The organism is Sporosarcina ureae DSM 2281, assembly GCF_000425545.1.
GTDB lineage: Bacteria > Bacillota > Bacilli > Bacillales_A > Planococcaceae > Sporosarcina > Sporosarcina ureae.
Genome location: NZ_AUDQ01000001.1, coordinates 369,698 through 391,505, shown reverse-complemented (window position 1 = coordinate 391,505; position 21,808 = coordinate 369,698). Strand labels below are relative to the sequence as shown.

General features: G+C 42.3%; 19 protein-coding genes. 12 read left to right on the top strand and 7 right to left on the bottom strand.

The window, feature by feature from the left end; genetic code table 11:
- Positions 1–25: 25 nt before the first annotated feature.
- From H605_RS17225 to H605_RS18815, 4 genes are all read left to right on the top strand, one after another.
- Positions 26–1,639: a BCCT family transporter gene (locus H605_RS17225; protein ID WP_081657811.1), complete on the top strand. Its 1,614-nt coding sequence runs from the start codon at positions 26–28 to the stop codon at positions 1,637–1,639.
- A gap of 129 nt (positions 1,640–1,768) precedes the next feature.
- Positions 1,769–3,871, top strand: coding sequence for a methyl-accepting chemotaxis protein (locus H605_RS0101870; RefSeq protein ID WP_029052632.1), 2,103 nt, complete (start codon positions 1,769–1,771; stop codon positions 3,869–3,871).
- 231 nt (positions 3,872–4,102) lie between these two features.
- The gene (locus H605_RS0101865) at positions 4,103–5,920 is read left to right on the top strand and encodes a cation:proton antiporter (RefSeq protein ID WP_029052631.1); all 1,818 of its coding nucleotides are present in this window, start codon (positions 4,103–4,105) and stop codon (positions 5,918–5,920) included.
- Between the two features lie 684 nt (positions 5,921–6,604).
- A complete protein-coding gene (locus tag H605_RS18815) occupies positions 6,605–6,796 on the top strand; it encodes a hypothetical protein (RefSeq protein WP_211225422.1) in 192 nt (63 codons plus the stop codon).
- A gap of 177 nt (positions 6,797–6,973) precedes the next feature.
- Here the strand turns inward: H605_RS18815 and H605_RS0101855 are convergent, their stop codons facing one another.
- Positions 6,974–7,888: a LysR family transcriptional regulator gene (locus tag H605_RS0101855; protein WP_029052629.1), complete on the bottom strand. Its 915-nt coding sequence runs from the start codon at positions 7,886–7,888 to the stop codon at positions 6,974–6,976.
- Between the two features lie 126 nt (positions 7,889–8,014).
- Here H605_RS0101855 and H605_RS0101850 point away from each other — a divergent pair, with 126 nt between their 5' ends.
- From H605_RS0101850 to H605_RS0101835, 5 genes are all read left to right on the top strand, one after another.
- Positions 8,015–9,037 carry a YeiH family protein gene (locus tag H605_RS0101850; protein ID WP_029052628.1) on the top strand — a complete coding sequence of 341 codons (1,023 nt, stop codon included), beginning with the start codon at positions 8,015–8,017 and terminating at the stop codon, positions 9,035–9,037.
- Positions 9,038–9,150: 113 nt separating this feature from the next.
- Entirely contained in the window at positions 9,151–9,597 is a 447-nt protein-coding gene (locus tag H605_RS0101845; RefSeq protein WP_029052627.1) for a MarR family winged helix-turn-helix transcriptional regulator, read from the top strand.
- 3 nt (positions 9,598–9,600) lie between these two features.
- Positions 9,601–11,541 (top strand): MMPL family transporter, encoded by a 1,941-nt coding sequence (locus tag H605_RS17215; protein WP_418346804.1) that lies wholly within the window; start codon positions 9,601–9,603, stop codon positions 11,539–11,541.
- A complete protein-coding gene (locus tag H605_RS19685) occupies positions 11,522–12,247 on the top strand; it encodes an MMPL family transporter (RefSeq protein WP_418346805.1) in 726 nt (241 codons plus the stop codon). Before H605_RS17215 ends, H605_RS19685 begins: the two co-directional genes overlap by 20 nt.
- A 103-nt stretch (positions 12,248–12,350) precedes the next feature.
- On the top strand, positions 12,351–13,550 hold the full coding sequence (locus H605_RS0101835) for an NAD(P)/FAD-dependent oxidoreductase (RefSeq protein WP_232321202.1): 1,200 nt from the start codon (positions 12,351–12,353) through the stop codon (positions 13,548–13,550).
- Between the two features lie 80 nt (positions 13,551–13,630).
- Here H605_RS0101835 and H605_RS0101830 read toward each other — a convergent pair whose 3' ends face one another.
- The 5 genes from H605_RS0101830 to H605_RS0101815 form a co-directional block, all read right to left on the bottom strand.
- A complete protein-coding gene (locus H605_RS0101830) occupies positions 13,631–14,956 on the bottom strand; it encodes a CitMHS family transporter (protein WP_029052625.1) in 1,326 nt (441 codons plus the stop codon).
- Between the two features lie 187 nt (positions 14,957–15,143).
- Positions 15,144–15,626 (bottom strand): response regulator, encoded by a 483-nt coding sequence (locus H605_RS17210; RefSeq protein WP_232321292.1) that lies wholly within the window; start codon positions 15,624–15,626, stop codon positions 15,144–15,146.
- Positions 15,602–15,844, bottom strand: coding sequence for a response regulator (locus H605_RS19345; RefSeq protein ID WP_232321203.1), 243 nt, complete (start codon positions 15,842–15,844; stop codon positions 15,602–15,604). The genes H605_RS17210 and H605_RS19345 overlap by 25 nt, the downstream gene beginning before the upstream one ends.
- 16 nt (positions 15,845–15,860) lie before the next feature.
- Positions 15,861–17,501 (bottom strand): ATP-binding protein, encoded by a 1,641-nt coding sequence (locus tag H605_RS0101820; RefSeq protein WP_051210429.1) that lies wholly within the window; start codon positions 17,499–17,501, stop codon positions 15,861–15,863.
- A gap of 327 nt (positions 17,502–17,828) precedes the next feature.
- The gene (locus tag H605_RS0101815; protein WP_029052623.1) at positions 17,829–18,728 is read right to left on the bottom strand and encodes a diacylglycerol/lipid kinase family protein; all 900 of its coding nucleotides are present in this window, start codon (positions 18,726–18,728) and stop codon (positions 17,829–17,831) included.
- A 125-nt stretch (positions 18,729–18,853) separates the two neighbouring features.
- Between H605_RS0101815 and H605_RS0101810 the strand changes: the two genes are divergently transcribed.
- Positions 18,854–19,408 (top strand): DUF488 domain-containing protein, encoded by a 555-nt coding sequence (locus H605_RS0101810; protein WP_029052622.1) that lies wholly within the window; start codon positions 18,854–18,856, stop codon positions 19,406–19,408.
- Between the two features lie 33 nt (positions 19,409–19,441).
- On the opposite strand, the gene H605_RS0101805 is transcribed toward H605_RS0101810, so the two are convergent.
- A complete protein-coding gene (locus H605_RS0101805) occupies positions 19,442–19,807 on the bottom strand; it encodes a DUF2188 domain-containing protein (RefSeq protein WP_029052621.1) in 366 nt (121 codons plus the stop codon).
- 379 nt (positions 19,808–20,186) lie between these two features.
- On the opposite strand from H605_RS0101805, the gene H605_RS0101800 reads away from it, so the two are divergent.
- Positions 20,187–20,375 carry a hypothetical protein gene (locus tag H605_RS0101800; protein WP_232321206.1) on the top strand — a complete coding sequence of 63 codons (189 nt, stop codon included), beginning with the start codon at positions 20,187–20,189 and terminating at the stop codon, positions 20,373–20,375.
- Positions 20,368–21,786 (top strand): amidase, encoded by a 1,419-nt coding sequence (locus H605_RS0101795; protein ID WP_029052619.1) that lies wholly within the window; start codon positions 20,368–20,370, stop codon positions 21,784–21,786. Before H605_RS0101800 ends, H605_RS0101795 begins: the two co-directional genes overlap by 8 nt.
- Positions 21,787–21,808 lie beyond the last annotated feature (22 nt).

Genomic DNA, 21,808 nt, shown 5'->3' with positions numbered 1-21,808 from the left:
TGTGCAGCCTAGAGGAGGTAGAACTTTGAATAAGTATGAATCAAAAACGGACCGTCCCGTTTTATTTATTAGCGGTGGATTGCTTGTAGCATTTGTCGTCGCATCATTTATTAACTTGGATTTCGTTGCAAACATGGTAGATTGGGCATTTGCATTTGCGGTGAAATACTTTGGCGCGTTCTGGCAACTATTATTATTGGGTACGTTTTTCATTGCGCTATTCCTAGCATTCTCAAAGTATGGAAAGATTCGCTTAGGTGGAATGAATAAGCCGGAAATTGGTTATTTCAAATGGCTAGCCATGATTATGACGACATTGCTTGCGGGAGGCGGAGTTTTTTGGGCGGCTGCAGAACCGATGTATCACTTTTTGGATCGTCCTCCATTGTTTACAGGAGTCGAATCGGCAACGGAAAGTGCTATTATTCCAGCATTTTCTCAGTCCTATTTGCATTGGGGATTTCTTGCTTGGTCAATTCTCGGTACGTTAGGGACGATTGTGCTAATGTATGCGCATTATTCCAAAGGGATGCCGTTAAAACCGCGTACATTGCTTTACCCGATCCTTGGTGAAAAGATCATGCGTAAAAGCGCTCTCGGTACTACTATTGATGCGTTTTCCATCATTGCAGTAGCTGCCGGCACAATTGGACCAATTGGCTTTCTCGGTCTTCAGGCAGCTTATGGAATGGAAGCATTATATGGCGTGCCGAATACGTTAATGACTCAAATACTCATTATTATTGGAGTGGTGGCGATCGCTACTGTTTCGGCGGTAACAGGTTTACGTAAAGGGATTCAGTTCTTGAGTAATCTGAATGTGATCATCACGTTGATTTTGATGGTCGCAATCCTCATTCTCGGCCCCGGCGGATTTATCATCAATACATTTATTTCATCATCGGGTGTGCATCTTCAAGAATTCTTCGGCATGGCGACATTCCGCGGTGATTCTAGTTGGCTTGGGTCATGGACGATCTTTTTCTGGGGTTGGTTCCTCGGTTATGGACCGATGATGGCAATCTTTATCGCCACGATTACACGCGGACGTACGATTCGCGAGCTCGTATTAGCTGTATCCATTACGGCACCCATTGTAACGGCATTCTGGTTCACTACTGTCGGTGGGGCAGGTATATTTTACGAAATGGCGCAGCCAGGTGTAATATCCGAAGCGTTAAATACATCGGGTATGCCTGCAGCGATGATTGCCATTACCGAGCAACTACCGTTGAATGTGATCGTTGGACCATTGTTTCTTCTCGTTACAATCCTGTTCGTAGTCACGACAGGTGACTCCATGGCGTATACGATTTCTGTCGCGATTACAGGTGACGGCCATCCACCAAAAGTCATGCGCGTATTTTGGGCGGTAATCATGGGAGCGGTGGCAAGCGTTTTATTGATGATTAGTGAAGGCGGAGTAGAAGCCATCCAATCCTTTATCGTAGTAACGGCCATACCGGTCTCACTTTTACTTTTACCTACATTCTGGGCTGCTCCAAAAGCAGCTAAACTCTTATACGCTGAACAATTCGGAGAAGAAGCACCAGCGGAGAATGTAGAAGTCAACTTAGCAGATATAAAGGCTGAGAATGAAACAGTACAGAATAAAATAAATGAAATAAAAACTTCATAATGATCCATTCGTAACCTTGTCGATCCGACAAGGTTTTTTATTGTGTGACATTTAGCTAAAAGGTATACTTTAACAGGGACTAAAGGTATACTACTAGTGTACTTATATTTTACTAGGAGGGCCTATAAAGTGAAGAAGTCTGCAAGTATTGCGATGAAACTCTCAGGATTAATTATCGCATTATTCTTATTATTGTTTTTGGTTTACTCAATCGTAACGAGCGTCATGTTACATAGGCAAAGCATTAAAGATGCGGAGGAATATGCGTTAGAAAGTGCAAATAAAAACTCGCTTGTTCTGAGTGCGAAACTAAGTGAAACAAATGAAATGTTGCGCACAACAAGTCACATATTGGAAACATTACAAACGACGGGCGATATGAAACCGGAAGAAGTCATTCGCATCATCAAAAGCAATTTGCAAAAAAATGATGACGCGACAGGTATGGCTGCGGTAATCGATCAGACTGCATTTGCTAAAGGAGAAGCCATACCAAAGAATTTGCTTGATGGAAATCAACAATTCATACCCTATGTCTTTAAAGAGGACAATACGACTAAAGTAGAGCCGTTAAGTGGAATGGATGATCCTACAGCGAACAGCTGGTACACCATTCCGAAAAATGAAGCACGTGCCGTTTTGACCGAACCTTATTCGTATGAAACGAATGGTCAAACGATTCTTATGACTACTATTTCTGTGCCGATGGTCGATGCATCAGGAAATTACTTTGGTTTATTGACAACCGATTTATCTATAGATTTCTTGACTGATGTAGTGAAGACCATTCAACCAAAAGGCGGTTATGCTTCTGTCATTACAGACGCTGGTTATATCACGGCGAATAGTTTGAAGGCTGAATTGAACAATAGCAATATGGCAGATGCGATTGATTGGAATAGTGCAAAAGTGAAACTGGATACAGGTGAATTGGCGAGTATGTATGTAGATTCTCAAAGTCTGCATGAACAAGCATTTAATGCGTTCGCTCCTATTAACTTAAAAGGAATCAATGAGAAGTGGTCAGTGCAAACTGTTACACCAAGATCTGAGATTCTAGATACGTTTACCACTATATTGTGGATAACCATTATATCTGCAATTGTTATCGTGTTACTGATGTCAAGTGCATCAACGCTCTTTATTTATCGTCAATTGAGACCGTTGAAAACATTACAACAATCTATGGAAACCGCTGCAACTGGCGATTTGACTATGATGGTAGATGAACAGAAAATTCGCCACGATGAGATAGGCTTAGTGGCGCTTGCTTATAACGATATGTTGCGTCGGACAAATGCGGCTCTACAAACCGTGCAGCAGTCCTCGGGGCAACTAAGTGATTCATCGACACAAGTCACATATGCCTTTGAAGAGTTAGTAGCTGCCAATCAGGAGGTATCTGTAGCAACGGATGAGATCGCTCAAGGGGCTTCGAAGCAATCCGAAGATACTGAGATAACCAGCCTACGAATTTCTGATTTAGCAGACCGTATGGATCATATCCACACGATGTTCATGACGATGAACGAGTTATCTACAGACGCGTCCAATTCTGCGGAAAATGGAATGTCGGAAGTGAAAAAACTACGTGATCATAATACGACAGCCAATGAAGTCAATAAAAAAGTACAACTTCAAATACAAACACTGACCGATAAAATTACATCTATCAATCAGGTTATTCAAACATTGCATGATATTACAGCGAGTACGAATCTTCTGGCTCTCAACGCGAGCATTGAAGCGGCACGAGCTGGTGAGAGTGGTAAAGGATTTGCGGTAGTTGCGAATGAAGTACGTCAGCTAGCGGAACAGTCCCGAAGAGAAACTGAAGTAATTCAAGAGACCGTGAAGGAAATCTTATCAGAATCACAACAGACAGTTGATGTCATAGAATTGAATATGAAGTCAATGGATGGTCAAAACCAGTCCGTTTCCGATACGGAGGAATCATTCGTACAAAATGCAGGTATCGTCGATCAAATACGCGAATCGATTACGGAGCTATCTGAAAAGCTTGCAGAAATGATGGAATATAAGGATGAAGCCATTTTAGCAATCCAAAATGTATCTGCCATTTCCGAGCAAACGGCCGCATCTTCTGAACAAGTGAGTGCGTCAGCTGCAGCTCAGCAAGGAGAATTGGAGCAAGTAGCAGATTCCACCAATCAAATGAATCAGATCGCAGGGGAATTGCGGAGTGTAGTGGAACGATTCAAGCTATCATAATGTAGAGAAGTGGCTTAGTCCACTTCTTTTTTTGTCTTATTATAGATTTCATTCACGTCGATCGAAGTAAGAAAATGGTTAACAATTGTCGAAAAAGGTTATACTAACTTTTACTAGATATAGTTAATTAGCAGAAGGTTTACAAGGTAGATTGCCTTTCTAGTATGCATTGTAATTCTCTTTTGCTACACTAGGCAAATCAATAAGTTTAGTATGAAGGCGGGTGTGTAGATGGAAGAAGCAGCACTGATTAGCATCGTAGCCATATTGGCGCTCGGTATCTTCTCGCAGTGGCTAGCCTGGAAAATCCAATGGCCTTCAATATTCATCATGTCCATTGCCGGCTTGTTGATTGGTCCGATTTTTGGTTGGGTGAATCCGGAAGTGGCATTGGACGAGCTGTATAGTCCACTAATATCACTGGCGGTAGCTATTATTTTATTTGAAGGAAGTTCTAACTTAGACTTTCGGGAGATAAAAGGCATTTCGAAGTCTGTTTTCCGAGTCGTTACATTGGGTGCGTTTTTAGCATGGGTTTTAGGATCGATTACGGCACACTTCATTGCCGGATTAACGTGGGAAGTGTCGTTTATCATTGGAGGTCTCTTCGTGGTGACAGGGCCGACGGTAATTATTCCGTTGCTGCGTAATGCAAAATTAAAGGCACGAACCGCCGCCGTCTTGAAGTGGGAAGGAATTATCGTAGATCCCGCCGGTCCGTTACTTGCTTTATTTGCATATGAAGTGATTAAAGTCTTAACAAATGAACACTTATCGATGAATTATTTATTGAACTTCTTTGGCGGTGCAGCACTTGCTGCGCTTCTTGGATTAGCGATGGGATTGTTGATCAGTGTGATGGCGAATAAAGGCCAGTTTCCTGAGTACTTGAAATCACCCGTCATTTTGGCATTTGTACTGTTGTGCTTTACGATGGCGGAAATCATCATGCATGAAACGGGAATGCTTGCAGTGACTGTTATGGGGCTAGTACTGGGGCGCACGAAGCGCTATGTTTCGTCCATCGGAAACGTTGGACATTTTGTTGAAAATGTCTCCGTCATGTTGACATCAACGGTCTTTATTTTATTGACAGCATCACTTGGGAGAGAAACCCTCTCACAAATCTTCACTCTACCGATTATTGGGTTTGTATTGGTTATGCTATTCGTTGTACGTCCACTATCTATATGGATTTCGACTGTGGGCACTGAATTGGTCTGGAGAGAGAAGTTACTACTCGGCTGGATTGCACCAAGAGGGATTGTTGCATTAACCGTCGCGGGTTATTTTGCTGCGACGCTTGCAGAAGACGGTTACGAAGAAGCTACTTTGCTGACCGCACTGACCTTCGCTCTCGTCTTTATTACGGTAACTGCACATGGATTTACACTCGGACCGTTAGCGAAAAAGCTGAACTTAGCGAGTAATGAACCACCGGGCGTGTTAATTGTTGGAGCAAGCAGTTTTTCGATTGCGTTAGCTATTCAATTAAAAGTAATGAAAATACCGGTACTGATTGTCGATCCTTCACAAGGACGTTTGCGCCCAGCGATTGAAGCAGGTATTGATACGTTTACGGGGCAAATGTTATCGGAACGGTCGCGATTTTCCATAGATTTGGCGCCGTATGATACGATTTTATCTATGACTGGAGATGCGTCTTATAACGCATTGATCACACAATCCTTTGCGCCTGAATTCGGTTTTAACAACACGTTCTCATTGACGGCTGTATCCAACCATACGATGAGTAAGTCTGCGTTGCCGATTTCATTAAAAGCGCATTTATTGTTCGGAGAAGAAGCTACGTTTCCTGAGTTAAACCGCAAGATCAATACGAATTATGAAATTGGTTTGTATGAGTGGGAAGGGACAGAGACGGATTTGGCGTTCAAGGAGGTTATTCCGGAGACAGCGACTGCGTTGTTTGTGAAGAAGAAGAATGATACGTTGGTATTCGCTACGCTTCAGAAGAAGATTTCGTTGGATGCGGGTGATCGGTTGGTTGTGTTGAAGCTGAGGTCTGGTGTTCCTGCTAATGTATAAGTGGATTAGGCTGTCAAAGTGCATTACTGGCTTTGACAGTCTTTTTTTGCGTAGTGGGGTTGAAGTTAGAGTGTGTTTAGCAAACTGGGAGGTTGCGTATTACCCGACTAACAATTGCTTTTGGAGGAGAGACTATGCGGCTTCGGGTCTTTGTGACTTTTTGTTGGGGTGTTGCTCGATTGGTTGTTGGGTATTGGAGTTAGTGAGTGTTCGTTTTCTGGACTCGCGCAGGCACGTGGGGGATTGCCTCCAGCCAGGAGCCAGCTGGCGGTGGGGCTGCCAGTTGTCTCATGGCCACGGCCTACCCCGCAGTTGTGCCTGCGCTACTATGTGGTAGTTATTTTGGTTGTGGTTTTAAGCGGTAAAGCAAAACAAGAGGTAGCGTACAGTACCCGACTAACAAACGAGTTTGGCGGAAGAGACTATGCGGCTGCGGGTCTTTGTTACTTTTTGTTGAGGCGTTGCTCGATTGGTTGTTGGGTACTAAAGTTAGCGAGTGTTCGTTTTCTGGACCCGCGTAGGCACGTGGGGGATTGCCTCCAGCCAGGAGCCAGCTGGCGATGGTGCGTCTCCTGGCCACGGCCTACCCCGCAGTTGTGCCTGCGCTACTGGGTGGTATTTAATTTGGTTGTGGTTCTAATAGTAAAAAATATCAGCTACATCATGATATCTAGTATGTATTGCTTGCGAAAGAAGTCTACGAACTGCCCTACACTCGACGCAACGAAGGCGCCTGCTGTGGTAGGCGTAGCGATGAGACAGAGACAGGCGCACTTTCCTGTCTGTGGCTCATCGCGAGAGCCATCCACCAGCGCCGAAGTGGGGACAATGAACTTGCCACTTAGATTGCCGGCTAAAGCACAACCTCCTGAATGAACAGGAAACAGAAAACGCACGTGCAAGAACCACAACCCATTGCCGCTTCTTACGCACTCTTAACAGAACCGTAATCTGTAGTCACTTACGCACTCATACCATCTAAAACAACTTTCGGAACTGACCTACAGACACTCTGGTGAAAGCCATCTGAAGGTCAGCATCCAGAAAAGAACATCACGTTTTCGTCTCCATGTTCAAAACTGTCAATTCCTCGCTATTCTTCAGCAACTCAATAAACACTTGCAACGCCTTTGTTTGAAACGGCGAATTCGTAACGATGGAGAAATGACGCTTGAATGGTGTTCCTTTCACCGACAGGGTAGTTAAATTACCATAGCGCAATTCCTTTTGGATCGCCCACTGTGACAGCAGACTGACGCCGAGGCCAGCTTCGACGGATTCTTTTATCGGCTGGGTACTACTGAATTGCATAATGCGCTTTGGATAGAACCCTGACTGGGAGAAGAATAAATCTGCTGCTTCGCGTGTACCTGAGCCTTCTTCGCGTAATAGCCAAATATCATCTTCTAATTCAGTAATCGATTGACGATCTTTATTCTGTGAAAGCGGATGATCGATGGAAGTCACGATGTACATTTCGTCTTCTGCAAAATCTTCATTTTGAAGCGGGGCGGCTTCCTTGAAGTGTCCTTCGATCAAACCGACGTCGAGCTGGTGAGTAATGACTAACTCCGCAATGTCTGCTGTATTGCCGATTGTTACTTGTGGTTCAATCGATGGATAGTCTGCGACAAGTTTAGACAGAACATGGGGTAAGACGTATTCACCGAATGTATAGCTAGCCCCAATGGTTAGAGGGCCGCTCGCTTTATTGGCCAAGTCATCAACTAAGTTTTGCATTTTGGAGTATAGTCCGGCAATTTCTTTTGCGTGATGATAGACAATTTCCCCAGCTTGATTAAGTCGTACGTATTTATTGGTACGTTCAAGCAATCGTACACCAATAGATTCCTCGAATGAACGAATGTATTGACTGACAGCGGGTTGTGTCATATGAAGTTCTTCCGCTGCCCTAGAGAAGTTCTTTTGCTCGGCTACTTCAATGAATACTTGCAGTTGCTGATCGATAGGAAATAACCCCTTTCCATCTATATAGATTTACTTATCATACCTATTATAAATAGTTATTTCTCTTATAGCCAGCTATTTTATATACTACTAGCAGGAGGTGTTGTTATCGTGATTTCTTCAAATATAACTTCAGAACAGCAAGCATCACAGCGTTCATCCAAATGGTTACCTTGGATCGGTGGAGTACTATTTACATTTTTAATTGCATTATTAGGGTATTTATTAGCGAAAGTACCTGGATTCGATCATATCGGACAATTAGCATGTGCCATCATTATCGCAGTGGCATATCGTCAATTCTTCGGCTATCCTGAAGTGATCCGAAGTGGAATTGCTTTTTCATCCAAGCGTTTACTGCGCACAGCAATCATTTTGTACGGTTTGAAATTAAATATAAACACGGTTTTAAGTGATGGTCTCGGCTTGCTTGTACGAGATGTAGGGGTCATCCTTTTCGCGATTTTCATGACAATTTGGCTTGCAAAAGTATTTAAGGCAGATAAAAATATATCTATGCTTTTAGGGGTCGGAACAGGCGTCTGTGGTGCGGCGGCAATTGCGGCAGTAGCACCCATCATCAAAGCAAAGGATGAAGACACAGCAATAGGTGTAGGAATCATCGCATTAATGGGTACGGTGTTTGCAATCGGTTACACGATTTTGCGGCCAATTCTACCGCTTGATTCAATCGAGTATGGAATGTGGGCAGGTATCAGTTTACATGAAGTCGCGCACGTAGCATTGGCGGGTGCACCGGCAGGGGAAGATGGTCTAGCGATTGCTTTACTTGCCAAACTCGGTCGTGTATTCCTATTAGTACCGCTCTGCTTTATTTTAATATTTATCATGAAACGTAAACATAAAGACACAGACGAATCAGGGGCTAAAATTGAGTTTCCGTGGTTCCTGTTAGGATTTATCATCCTAAGTATTCTCGGAAGCTACGTATTCGGTCACTCTATTCCTGTTTCAGATAATGTAATGCAAGGCATCTTCACATTGACTACTTGGTTACTAACAGCAGCCATGGTCGGACTTGGACTCAACGTTAGCCTACGAGACTTGAAAGAACGTGCCATGCGTCCGCTAGCGGCTATGACAGTCACATCCATACTATTATCGGTCATCGCGTACTTTATTATTTGATAGCATTTAGCAGAGCTGGCTTCAGAGAAATATCTCTAAAGCTAGCTTTTTCATTTGACTTTATTTAGTCCACCCCCTAAACTATTAATTATTAGTTTAGGGGGTGGACTACTTTGAAAAATCAACTTCAAGAAGCGGTAGAACTATTTGAAGAAGTTATGATCTACGGCACGGAACATGTCGTGAAAAACTTGGACGTTCCTATCTGGAATGACTACTCACCAGAGCAAATACAAGTACTAAAAATCCTGGCAGCCTACGGGAAACTATCTAGCGGACAACTGGCAGAAATTCAAGGTGTACATAAAAGCGCTATTTCGACACGTCTTAAGAAACTAGTCGAAAAAGATCTTGTACAGTCTGAAAAAGACTTGAACGATCAGCGAATTAACCGGATATCAATGACCTCAAAAGGCCACGAAGTACTATCCGTTTCAAATGCGGCAATAAATGAAAGCATCGAAGGCCTGTTTACAGATCAAATCGATGAACAGGAGCTCGATCAATTCATCAAGACATTTCGTAAACTTAAATCGATCTTAGTAACGAAGGAGAGATAACGCGTGAAAACGATAGTGAAATTCAAATGGCCTATTACGATTGGAATTGTGATACTGACTGCTGTTTTATTTATACTAGCACCTGACTTGGCAAAGCAGGCGGAAAAAGCAGGTTCCTTCCAACTGCTCGACTCAGCAGATTCCCAAAAGGCTGCACAAATGCTAGAAGATGCGGGTGAAGCAGATGAAACCATTTCGCTAGTTTATGATCTAGATCAACCGGCTGATCAAGCAAAGAAACAAGAAATCTCCGCGACTGCCAAAGAGATTACGAGTGCCAGCAAGATTGTGACGGATGTTCTGGATCCGTTTGAAAGTGAAGAAATGGAAGATCAGCTCGTTTCAGAAGATCAGAAAACTGTATTGCTTCCGATCACGGTTGACGGTACAGAGGATGAAATCATTCAGTTGGCTGAAAAAATAAAAAAAGATATCGTATCTAAAGAAGACAAAGTATATATGACAGGCGAGGCAATCATTAATAATGACGTAAATGAAAGTGCGCAAGAAGGGTTGAAAAAGACAGAAATTATTACGGTTGTATTGATTTTCGCCTTATTGCTCATTGTTTTCCGCTCGATTGTGACACCATTCGTTCCGTTAGTGGCGGTAGGGATCACCTATTTATTAAGTCAGTCATTCGTAGCATTCTTCATTGACTGGTTTGGGTTCCCGGTTTCGAATTATACTCAAATATTTTTAGTAGCGATCTTATTCGGTCTTGGAACAGATTACTGTATTCTGTTATTAAGTCGGTATAAAGAAGAGTTACTAGCTGGACATGAAGTGGAAGAGGCGATTATCAATACGTATAAAACAGCGGGACGCACACTTTTCATCAGTGCACTTGCAGTATTTATCGGTTTCGCAGCAATCGGATTTGCAGACTTCCCTATATTTAAATCGGCAGTCGCTGTCGCAGTTGGGATTGCGGTATTGATGCTCGTTCTATTCACTGTCGTACCGCTGTTGATGTCTATTTTGAAAGACAAATTATTCTGGCCTGCAAAAGGCGCGGCTTCCCATAAGGATAGTAAATTATGGATTGCATTCAGTAAAGTATCCGTAATGCGTCCACTACTTTCCATGTTAATCGTAGCGATCATTACGATTCCGCTATTATTGACGTACGACAATGATTTATCATTCAATACGGTAGATGAAATTGATGGAAGTAAAGAGTCTGTAAAGGGATTACATCTTATTTCAGATGCTTTTGGTGAAGGGGATTCACTACCCGTACAAGTGTTGTTAAAGAAAGATACTCCAATTGTTAAAGAAGGGGATATCACCTATTTAGAAGCGATTTCCCGAGACTTGGAGAAAGTAGAGGGAGTCAAAAGTGTTCGTACCGTTACACGACCGACTGGTGAGTTGTTGGAAGACTTGTATGTGGATCATCAAATCGGTTTGATGGCAGACGGCTTGAAACAAGCGAATGATGGGATACAGGAAATACGTCTAGGGTTAGCGACAGTGCAGTATAATTTACGTGACGCAGCTAATCAATTGCCCTCTGGTGGAGCTGGTGGCAGTGGCGGCCTGATCCAAGCTGCAAACGGTATTGAGCAGATCAATGGTCAGCTAGCACAGATTTCCGGTGGCCTAAAACAAGGTCTTCCTGCCGCACAAGCAGCTGGTGGTTTGGATGCGTTAGGAAATGAATTGGATACAATCAGTAAGGGAATTGCAGGAGCTGGGTCGCAGATCAACCAAAGTGGTTCGCAAATAGGCCAATTAAAAGGTGGTTTGAAACAGCTAGGTAGTGGTGTTAAAGCCTCCAAGGACGGTTTAGCTGAAGTAACGACAGGACTTCAGGAAATTGCGGATATGCTCGATGATATGGCGGATACGAAAAGTGTACGCGACACGGGTTTATTCATTCCAAAAGGGACGCTCGATAACGAAGAGTTTACACCAGTCATTGATCGCTACATTCGATGATGAAAAGGGAATTTTGATGGAAGTAATCTTGAAAGAAAACCCGTATTCACGTGAAGCCATTTCGACGGTGCATGATATTAAAGATACGGTGAAGCGCTCGGTCATCGGTACGCCATTTGAAGATGCAGATTTAGCATTCAGTGGTATTTCGAGCATGAACTTGGACTTGAGTGATATTTCATCCGCTGACTTTACACGCACAGTCACCATTATGTTAATAGGGTTATTCATCGTTCTCTTCGTCTTATTCCGTTCGGCGATCATGCCATTGTATATGATCGGTTCATTATTGCTGACATATTATACAGCGATCTCTATTACGGAATTGATCTTCGTCAATGGTCTTGGCTATGACGGAATCAGTTGGGCCGTTCCGTTCTTCGGATTTATTATGCTGATTGCGCTTGGCGTAGATTACTCCATCTTCTTACTCGATCGTTTCCGCGAAGAGAGTATCGGGGGTATGAAAGTCAAGGAAGCCTTAATGTATTCAATGGCGAAGATGGGTACGGTTATTATTACGGCAGCTGTCATATTGGCAGGGACATTCGGTGCGATGATGCCTTCAGGCGTCTTGAGTCTTATGCAAATTGCAACAATTGTTATTTCGGGATTACTGCTCTATGGCTTAATTATTTTGCCACTGTTAATTCCGGCCATTACGGTATCATTTGGACGTGGAGTTTGGTGGCCGTTTAGAGGATAAGGAAAAGGTGCTCAGCTACAGACTGGGCACCTTTTTTATCTATGTTTATAAGACTAAGCTTATAGGGTAAAGAAAGGAAAAACGAATAGATAGGGGATTGCTCATGATGAAGTTACATACGGGGTCATTATATTGGGAGTCGACTTTTACAAAAGAAGGTTTTGTGAAAGTGAATCGTCAAGATGTATATGATGTCGCCATAGTAGGTGGCGGGATGTCGGGTGCATTGACTTCCTACGTATTAGCGAATGAAGGCTATTCGATCGCGTTGATTGAACAAGAAGAAGTAGGTGGTGGTAGTACTTCTGCAAATACTGGTCTATTGCAGTTCTCCAATGATATTATGCTGCATGAATTGATGGAACAAATTGGCGAAGAGAAAGCCGTGGAATTTTATCGGTCTTGTAAAATAGCGATGGAGAATTTGAAAGATGTTGCGGAACATGCACCGTTCGATGTCCAATTCCATACACGCGAAAGTTTATACTATGCTAGTACAGAAGAAGATGTCGCCAGATTACGCAAAGAGTTTGAAGCGCTACGAAAATATGGTTTTCCAGTAGAGTTTTGGGAACGTGAAGATATTGAAGCACACTTCCCATTTTCACAACCTGCTGCAATCGTGACAGCAGGAGATGCAGAAGTGAATCCTTTACGTTTGTGTATGGGGGCGATTCATTATGCATATGAAAAGGGCATGGATATATTTGAACATACGGAAGTGCTTGGGATTCGAGATACAGAAGAACGCGTTCTCATTAAAACGACGAATGGAGACTTTCAGGCAAAGTCAGTCGTTGTCACTACGGGTTATGAACCAACTCTTGATACGAAGATTCCCCAAAAAGACTTAAAAGTTACATATGCAATCGCTACACAGCCAATAGACGATTTGTCGTTCTGGCATGAACGTATGATGATTTGGGAAACGAAACGACCTTATTTGTATATGCGATTGACGGATGAAAATCGCATCGTGGCGGGTGGTTTGGATCAGGATATGGATACATTACCGAGCTCACAAGAAGAAATTGATAAGAAATTTGCTCAATTAAAGCAAGAGTTGCAAGTGCTGTTTCCTAATCAGAAGCTCGACTTTGAATATGAGTGGACGGCATTATTCGGTGAGTCAACAGATGAATTACCGGTCATCGGACGTCATCCAGTCGAGCCGAATATTTACTACCTAATTGGACTTGGCGGTAATGGAACAGTCTACAGTATGTTAGGTGCGTATTTATTGCGTGATGAATTGGCAGGGAAGTCAAATCCTAATGAACCAATAGTAGAAATAGAACGTTAAAAAAGCAACTAGAGAATGTCTCTCTAGTTGCTTTTAGCGTATATTTATAAGAATAATATGATCTTTATAGATTAGTTATCTTAGAATGTAATAACACCCATAGCTATTGTGATTAGAAATAACACGATACTGAAGCCCCACATGATGAGGAATGAGTAGCGGATATGCTTGCCCATCTCCAAACCTGCAAGTCCTAAGGCCAGCCATAGCGCAGGGGAGAAGGGGCTGACGAATGTACCGATAATGTTCCCAACAATTAATGCATACGCGATGGAAATCGATGGAACACCGAAACTAGAGACGACTTGTTCTACAATCGGCAGTAATGCGAAGTAATAGGCATCCGTACTTAGCAATAGATCGAACGGAACACCAAAGAGGCCGATGATGATATGCAAATACGGTACGATGATTGCCGGTAGCACTTTCACTAAATCTGTTGCTATAGAATCTAGCATATTAGCACCGTTAAGAATACCCAGGAATGAACCGGCCGCTAGAATGATTGCCGCCATAAGCAGAGCATTCGGTGCATGCGCTTTAATACGGTCCATCTGTTCATTCACAGTGCGATAATTTAATGGAAGAGCGATACTGAATCCAACCATGAAAATAAAGCCTGCCGGTACTTTTCCCCAAACGAGCAATCCGATGACGCTTAAGGCAATAATTACGTTGATCCAGAGCATTTTTGGACGAAGAAGAAGAACGTCTTCAGATCCTGCTTTCTGCTCTCCCTCTTCACTTATTTCATCCAGCTCGTCCTCAAAAGATCCGCTAGCAAACTTCCTAGCGATAATTCGCTTTTCGCGTAATCCGAGAATGAAAGCAAACGCGATTAATAGTAGTAGGCCGACAATTTGGATTTTGATAAGTGGACGCCACAGTTCCGTAACATCGACACCAAGCACAGCTGCAGCCCGTCCAAGAGGTCCGCCCCATGGAACCATATTGACGATACTTGCTGAGATTCCGACAAGCAGTAGCAATAAATAAGGACTCATTTTTAATCTTTTATAGAGCGGTAATAGCGCAGGAATTGTAATTAGAAATGTGGAAGCACCTGAACCGTCCAACTGTGCAATAGCTGCGATGACCACTGTAGCCATTGCAACAGCAACTACATTTCCCCGTGAGATTTTAATCATCGTATTAATTAGCGGGTTGAATACCCCTGCATCCTGCATAATACCAAAGAACAGAATAGCGAATATGAACATAATGACAACGCTGATAACAGATTCAATTCCACTGTTGAAGAATTCCCCGATCTCCTTGAAGTTGAAGCCGGCAAAGAATGCACCGAAAATAGGAACAATGACCAGACCGACAATAGGTGTAATCCGGCCACTGATCAGTAATGCCACGATAATAAAGATAGTCAGTAATCCAATAATACTTAACATAGTGATTTCCCTCCAATGGATAAAATGGTGAAAGAGTGATGTAAGCGGATACAAACATTTGTATCTGAATAGACTCTCTTAAGTTGTCCATAATGTACCATGTCGAAAAGTCGCTAAAAAGCTTGTGATCATAAGACGAATATAGTTTTTATTATGCATTTTGTTCATTCTGTTCACGTGAAAGCACTTAGAGTTTGATATACGTGCGTTCTGGTCTGCCGACATCCCCGTAGTGCAATTTCGCTTTTACTTTTTCAATAAATACAAGGTATTCCAAATATCGACGTGCGGTAGACCGACTGACACCAGCTGCCTCGCCAGCATCAGCAGCAGTTATTCCTTCTTTCGAGCATTGTAGTAATACGTTTTCAATGCGTTCAAGTGTCAGGCGGTCTATACCTTTTGGCAATCCATCAGATGTAAGGGCAGGGGCTTGTTGTATCTCGATACCAAATAGTATGCGGTCAAGATCATCTTGAGATAGTTCGCTTTTTGATGATAGTAATACTTTTCTAGAACGGTACCGTTTGAAAGTGTCTGTAAACCTCTTAGGTTCAACGGGTTTGATTAAATAATCCAACACACCTCCGTGGAGTGCTTCTTCTACTGTATTTGTCTCTTTCGCAGCTGTTAGCAACATAATATCTATGTTGGGAAATTCCCTCCGCAGACACCAAAATAAATCGAGTCCCGGGCTGTCGGGTATGTGACATCCAATAAAATTAGGTCAGGTAGCACTTCTGACTGCCGTAAAAAGGCAATGGTCTCTGAAGCTGTTCTTTGTTCCGATACAACTTCATAGCCAGCAATCTGTTCAATTAGTTGGCGGTTAATTTTTGCCACTCGAAAATCATCTTCAACTATTATTACGCGTATAGTACTGATCACGAGAAGAATCCCTCCTTCATTTATCTTTAGGCAATGAAACGACAAAGTATGTACCGCCTAATTCACTCGGTTCAATGGACAGCTGGCCATTCGCTGCTTCAATAGCGTTCTTTGTTAGAGCTAGGCCGAAACCTCTCTCCGTTCCAACTTTTGTCGAGAAACCACGGGTTAGAACTTTATCAAGTGAAGCATCATTGATACCCGGACCTGCGTCATCGATTTCAAACAGCAGATCTTGTCCAATATCAGTAAATGAAATCGATATTTCTCGGGAAATGGCGCGTTCATCATATACAGCATCAAATGCGTTATCAAGTAGATTTCCGATCGCCGTCAACAAAGCTTGGCGGTTCACGTCGGACACTGGAGAATGGAATTGGCTGTCTGGTTGGATTGATACATTGATTTGCAATTCGTTCGCTTGACTAAGTTTTCCGACAAGCAGACCACTAATATATGGATCATTTATATTATCAAGTAGTGTGTTTGTCCAGTGTTGCTGAATGCTAGTTTCTTGTCGGATAAAATCAAGTACTTCATCTTTTTTGTTTAGCTGCGTCAGTCCCATAATCGTATACAATTTATTAGCGAATTCATGTGTCTGTGATCGTAAGGCATTAGCATATTGTTGGATGTGCGTCAGTTTTTTCGTTAACTTCTCGATCTCTGTTTTATTCCTGAAAGTGGCGACTGCACCGAGTAATTCCTGTTCGTAGAAGATCGGCACACTGTTTACATACACGATGTGGTTGCTAAAAACTCTTTCCTGATCAAAGACGGATTCACCATGCTCCAGCACATAAGGCAGATCGGAATTTGGGAAGCTTTCTTGTATAGGTTTACCTATCCATTCGTCAGCGCGCTGTTCGTCGCCTGTCAAAAGCTTTAACGCAGCGGAGTTGACCATCGTAATTCGGCCATCCTTATTTATCGCAATAATGCCTTCATGAATTGAATACAAAATAGTTTCTTTTTGAAAGAGTAAATGCGAAATCTCTTCCGGCTCTAATCCGAATAACACGTTCTTTATATAGTTCGCAATCAGCACGGCGCCAATGATCGCGGCTGTGCAAACGCCTAGAAGAACAAGCCAGATTTCCTTGCTATACCCCCAAATGATTGATTCAATGGAATCTACTAAGAACCCTACCGAGACAACGCCCACGATTTCGCCATTTAAATAGACTGGAGCTTTTGCACGGAGTGAGTTACCTAAAGATCCGGTTGATCTGGAAGTATAGGATTCTCCGTATTGTAAGGCACGTTCATTATCTTCACCAATCATTTTTTCGCCAATCCGTTCGGGAGCCGGGTGGGCATAACGGATTTCCTGTTGGTTACCAACAACGATAAACTCTGCGTCTGTCTGGGCTTGAATTTTCTGTACAATCGGTTGGATGATTGCAGAAGGATTATTCGACTCAAAAGCCTGAGAGATCTCAGGTATCACCGCCACACTCTTTGCAACACTGAGCGCCCTTTCACCAATTTGAGTTTCTAACGTATCCGTGACAAAGAAACTCATGAATCCACCGATTATCAGAATGATCGTGATAGATAGCGCACCAATCAAGCTAATCATTTTCAGGTGAAGATTGAAAAAGGGTTTGTTTTTTGTTCGATAAATGGATAAATCTTCTTTTCGGATGCGGATCATGTCGAACCCCCGGTAAACATGTTAGTAGATATAGAATACCATGCTGTGTGAAATATTAAATGGTATTGTTCATTAAAAAAGTGGAAGGGAGTAATAATAGTTGGAGGTATATACAGTTAGCCATTCTACGCACAGAAAAATAGAGTCATGTTAATTAGTAGACGAGGTTAAAAGAATTTCTTGAGCATAGAATTGGCTAGTAGTATGGAAGGAAACTCGGTGGAAAGTGAATCGGCTTTACTATACCATGTAGGATCTTACAATTTTGCAACAGATTGTGAAGGTTACACAAGCGATTGCAATATAGTCAATTGAAAATCTGTCTGTTTAGCTTGTATTTACATGAATCATTCGTAAATGACCAGGTAACACAGTAATTTTCTGTGCTGTTTCTTCATAGATTTCTCCGTCCATATCTACTTTATTGCTAATGGGTTGCATGATTTCAAGAGACGTGACTTGAATATATTCGAGTTCGATTAATTGTTCATTTTTCACAGTAGGATTTTGTAAAGCAAATAATTCGCGAAAAGCAGCTAAGTTGGAATCGCGCACAATTAAAACATCTAATTTGCCGTCAATAGGGGACAAGGAAGCGATAGGAAGCTCGGTTGTACCAATGAATCTTCCATTTAGAACGAAAAGTAAAATAGCCTCTCCTTCTAATTCCGTATCTGCAGATTGGAGTTTATATCGAAATGGTTTGGTCTGATTCAATGTACGTAATGTACTAAGCATATAACTAATAGAACCAAAACGTTTCTTTTCATCTGATTTTATATTTTCCGATGTGTCGGTGACTAATCCGGTTCCCCAAAAATTCATGAAGTAATGCTCACCGACCTTTCCAATATCGGTTTTTATGATGGATCCGTTGAGTATGGAAGTAGCTGCATCATGCAATGGTTGGGGAATTCCTAACGCACGACTAAAGTCGTTTGATGTGCCACCAGGCAAGATCGCGATGATAGGACGTGTAGCAAGAGGAGCGATACTATTTATACATGTGTGTACCGTACCGTCACCACCGAGTATGATGAGCAGATCGACTTGGTCGCTATAAGTAACGCAAGCTTGCTGGAGTTGTTTCTCTGAAGAAGTGTTCAACACAATGAGTTCATCTACAGCTTGTGCAAACACATGAAGCGTCTGGGAAAGTTTTAGCTGTGTATCTTCTTCTCCAGCTGCCTGATTATAAACAAAGAGAGCGCGGTTGAAATGAAGCATAATCTCCACTCCTTTTTTCCTTTATTATTCCCGATTTCACGATGTAGAAACCATGTGCTGAACTCAAGCAACTGGTTAATTATATGAATCTCGGGGAATGGTAACTAGTAGAGGAGTGAGTAGATATGGATATTTACACAATTGGACATTCTACGCATACAAAGGAAGAGTTTTTAAAGTTATTGGATGATGCAGGTATCGAGAAATTAGTCGATGTACGAGCATTTCCGGGGAGTCGCAAATTTCCACATTTCCATGAGGATCGAATGAAAGAATGGCTACCGGCACACGATATCGACTATGCGCATTGTAGTAAGTTGGGTGGCCGTAGAAGGAAATCCAAAACGATTGATCATGAAATAAACGATGGATGGAACAATCAATCGTTCCATAACTACGCGGATTATACGTTGACAGAGGAATTTCAAGAAGGAGTCGACAACCTAATGAAAGTAGCTGCAGAACAACGAATTGCCATCTGCTGTTCCGAAAGGCATCCGGCAAGATGCCATCGCTTGTTGATTAGTAATTGGCTCGCTACACATGGTTGGAATGTGAAACACATTATAGATGGACCGAAAGAACAGACGTTGATAGAAAATCATGTAGTGGGGAAGTGGGGGGCAGAACCTATAGTGACAAAAGATGATGAAGTGACATATCCCCCTGAAGAAAAATAACAGGAAGGCCCTATGAAGCAAAGGGCTTTCCTGTTATTCGTACAATGTTTTATCATGCGATCCATCTGCATGATAAACAGACAATATACCTTCGTGTTCCGTAACGTACTTTTTCGCCTTATCAAGTAGAGTTGATTTGGTGTCTTCTTTAAACATGACATGATCGCTACCGGACTTTCGGAAGATCCATTCATCTTCACGAGGTTTTACTTCGTAATGTGGACGACCTTCACTTTTACCTTCTACATATTCATGGGCTTGCGCCGTAGCAATGGATATGGCGCGATCTTCTTCATAATTCTCACGCAACAAAGCATTGGCAATTTCAATCGCTTTATCACGTACTTTAGGATTCAGATTCTTTAATGAAGCTGGATAATCCTGTTTGCTCCATGGCATCTGACATCACCTCCTGTTTCCCTTATTCCCTTTTTCAGCTAGCATAAACTGTTGTATAGAAGAAATACGAACGGTCTCATATGTTAGGTTTTGCTCAAGTTAATGATAAAAGAACTAAATCTAGTTCTTAATATAGCTGACCAGAATCTTGCTAAATGAATTCGTTACAATATCTATCACCTGATTCCTATGTAAATAATTAATATTAAAAAAGGTTAAATTGTCCACCAATTTATAATAGTTTGATTATTAATTTATTGAATGGTAGAGTATATGTATTCCTACGTACTTAGCAGCTTAGCTTTATTGTGATAGTCGTCCATTTTATTGTGATCTCAATAGGATAACCCTATAAAGATAAATATTAACTTGAGGAGTGATGGTGTTGTCTCTGTCCGTTAAGCAATTATTGGATAACAAAGGGATTCAGGCCAAGCCCGAGCATCTAGAAATTTTAGAAAGTCGCTGGAAGGGGATGCAAGAGTTAAGAGGAACTTTAGAAGGCGTGAAAATTGAAGACGCTGATATAGGACTTCGAAACATCCCCGGAGGTGATCATATTGGCTAAAGAATTGATTCAGAAATCGGTTGAGGAATTGGCACCCCTTTTAAAAGATGGATCATTATCGCCAGTTGAGTTAACCAATGCAGTGCTAGATCATGCGGAAGAAACACAAGATACAATAAACGCTTATATGACAATCTACCGCGAAGAAGCGGAACAGTCAGCACGTGAAGCAGAGAAAGAAATTAAAAATGGAAACTATCGAGGCATGTATCACGGGATTCCGATGGCTTTGAAAGATAATTTATATTTTAAAGGTAAAGTCACCACCATGTCTTCTAAAATTCACAAGGATTTCATTCCAGAAGACGATGCGACTGTGGTAAGCAAGTTGAGAGATGCTGGAGTCATTTTCACTGGTAAACTGAGTATGCATGAATATGCTTGGGGAATCACAAATAATAATCCTCACTACGGAGCAGTTAGAAATCCTTGGAACACGGACATGATTCCAGGTGGTTCAAGTGGCGGCTCAGGTGCAGCTGTTTCGGTTGGTTCAAGTGTCGCTTCTCTTGGAACTGATACAGCGGGATCTATCCGAATTCCATCATCCATCTGTGGTATTGTCGGTTTAAAGCCAACACATGGGCGTGTCAGTAAATACGGATGTTATCCATTGGCTTGGTCGCTTGATCATATCGGGCCGATGACAAAGACGATCAAAGATGCAGCTGGGATGATGGATATCATTTCAGGGTATGACGAAAAAGATCCAACTTCCGTAAATACACCTGTCGATCAATACTTGGAGAAGATTAAGGGCGACGTAAAGGGTCTAGTCATTGGTGTAAATGAAGAATATTTCTTTAATGAAGTGGACAATGAAGTGGATCAAGTAGTGCGTGGAAATATTAAGGCGCTGACTGATCAGGGTGCGAGAGTTGAAGTGGTGAAGATTCCAACTCTTAAATATGCAGAGTGGGCGGAGCTTGTCACGTCACTTTCAGAAGCGTCTACAATTCATCACGAAGACATGTTGAAGCGACCACAGGATTTCGGTGATGATATCCGAATGCTGTTTGAGCTTGGTGAACTACCGTCCGCTGTTGACTATCTTCAAGCACAGCAAGTACGTCGTCAACTTAAGCAGGAATTCGAGGAAGTATTCCAAAAAGTTGATGTGCTTATTGCGCCGACATTGCCGGTAGTGGCCAGTAAAATCGGCGAAGACACTGTAGAGTTGAACGGTAACAAAGTGGACCTAATCGACAATATTATACGCTTTACGGGACCAGGTAATTTAACAGGCCTTCCTGCATTATCAGTGCCAGGTGGTTTCAAAGGAGACCTTCCTGTCGGAGTGCAAATTATAGGACCCGCATTCTCAGAAGCGTTGTTGCTTAATGTTGGTTATGCAATTGAGCAGACAAATCCTATGAAGAATATGAAACCGCCTTTACTCTCAAAGGCATAATAAAACAAAAAGCTCCGCGGTC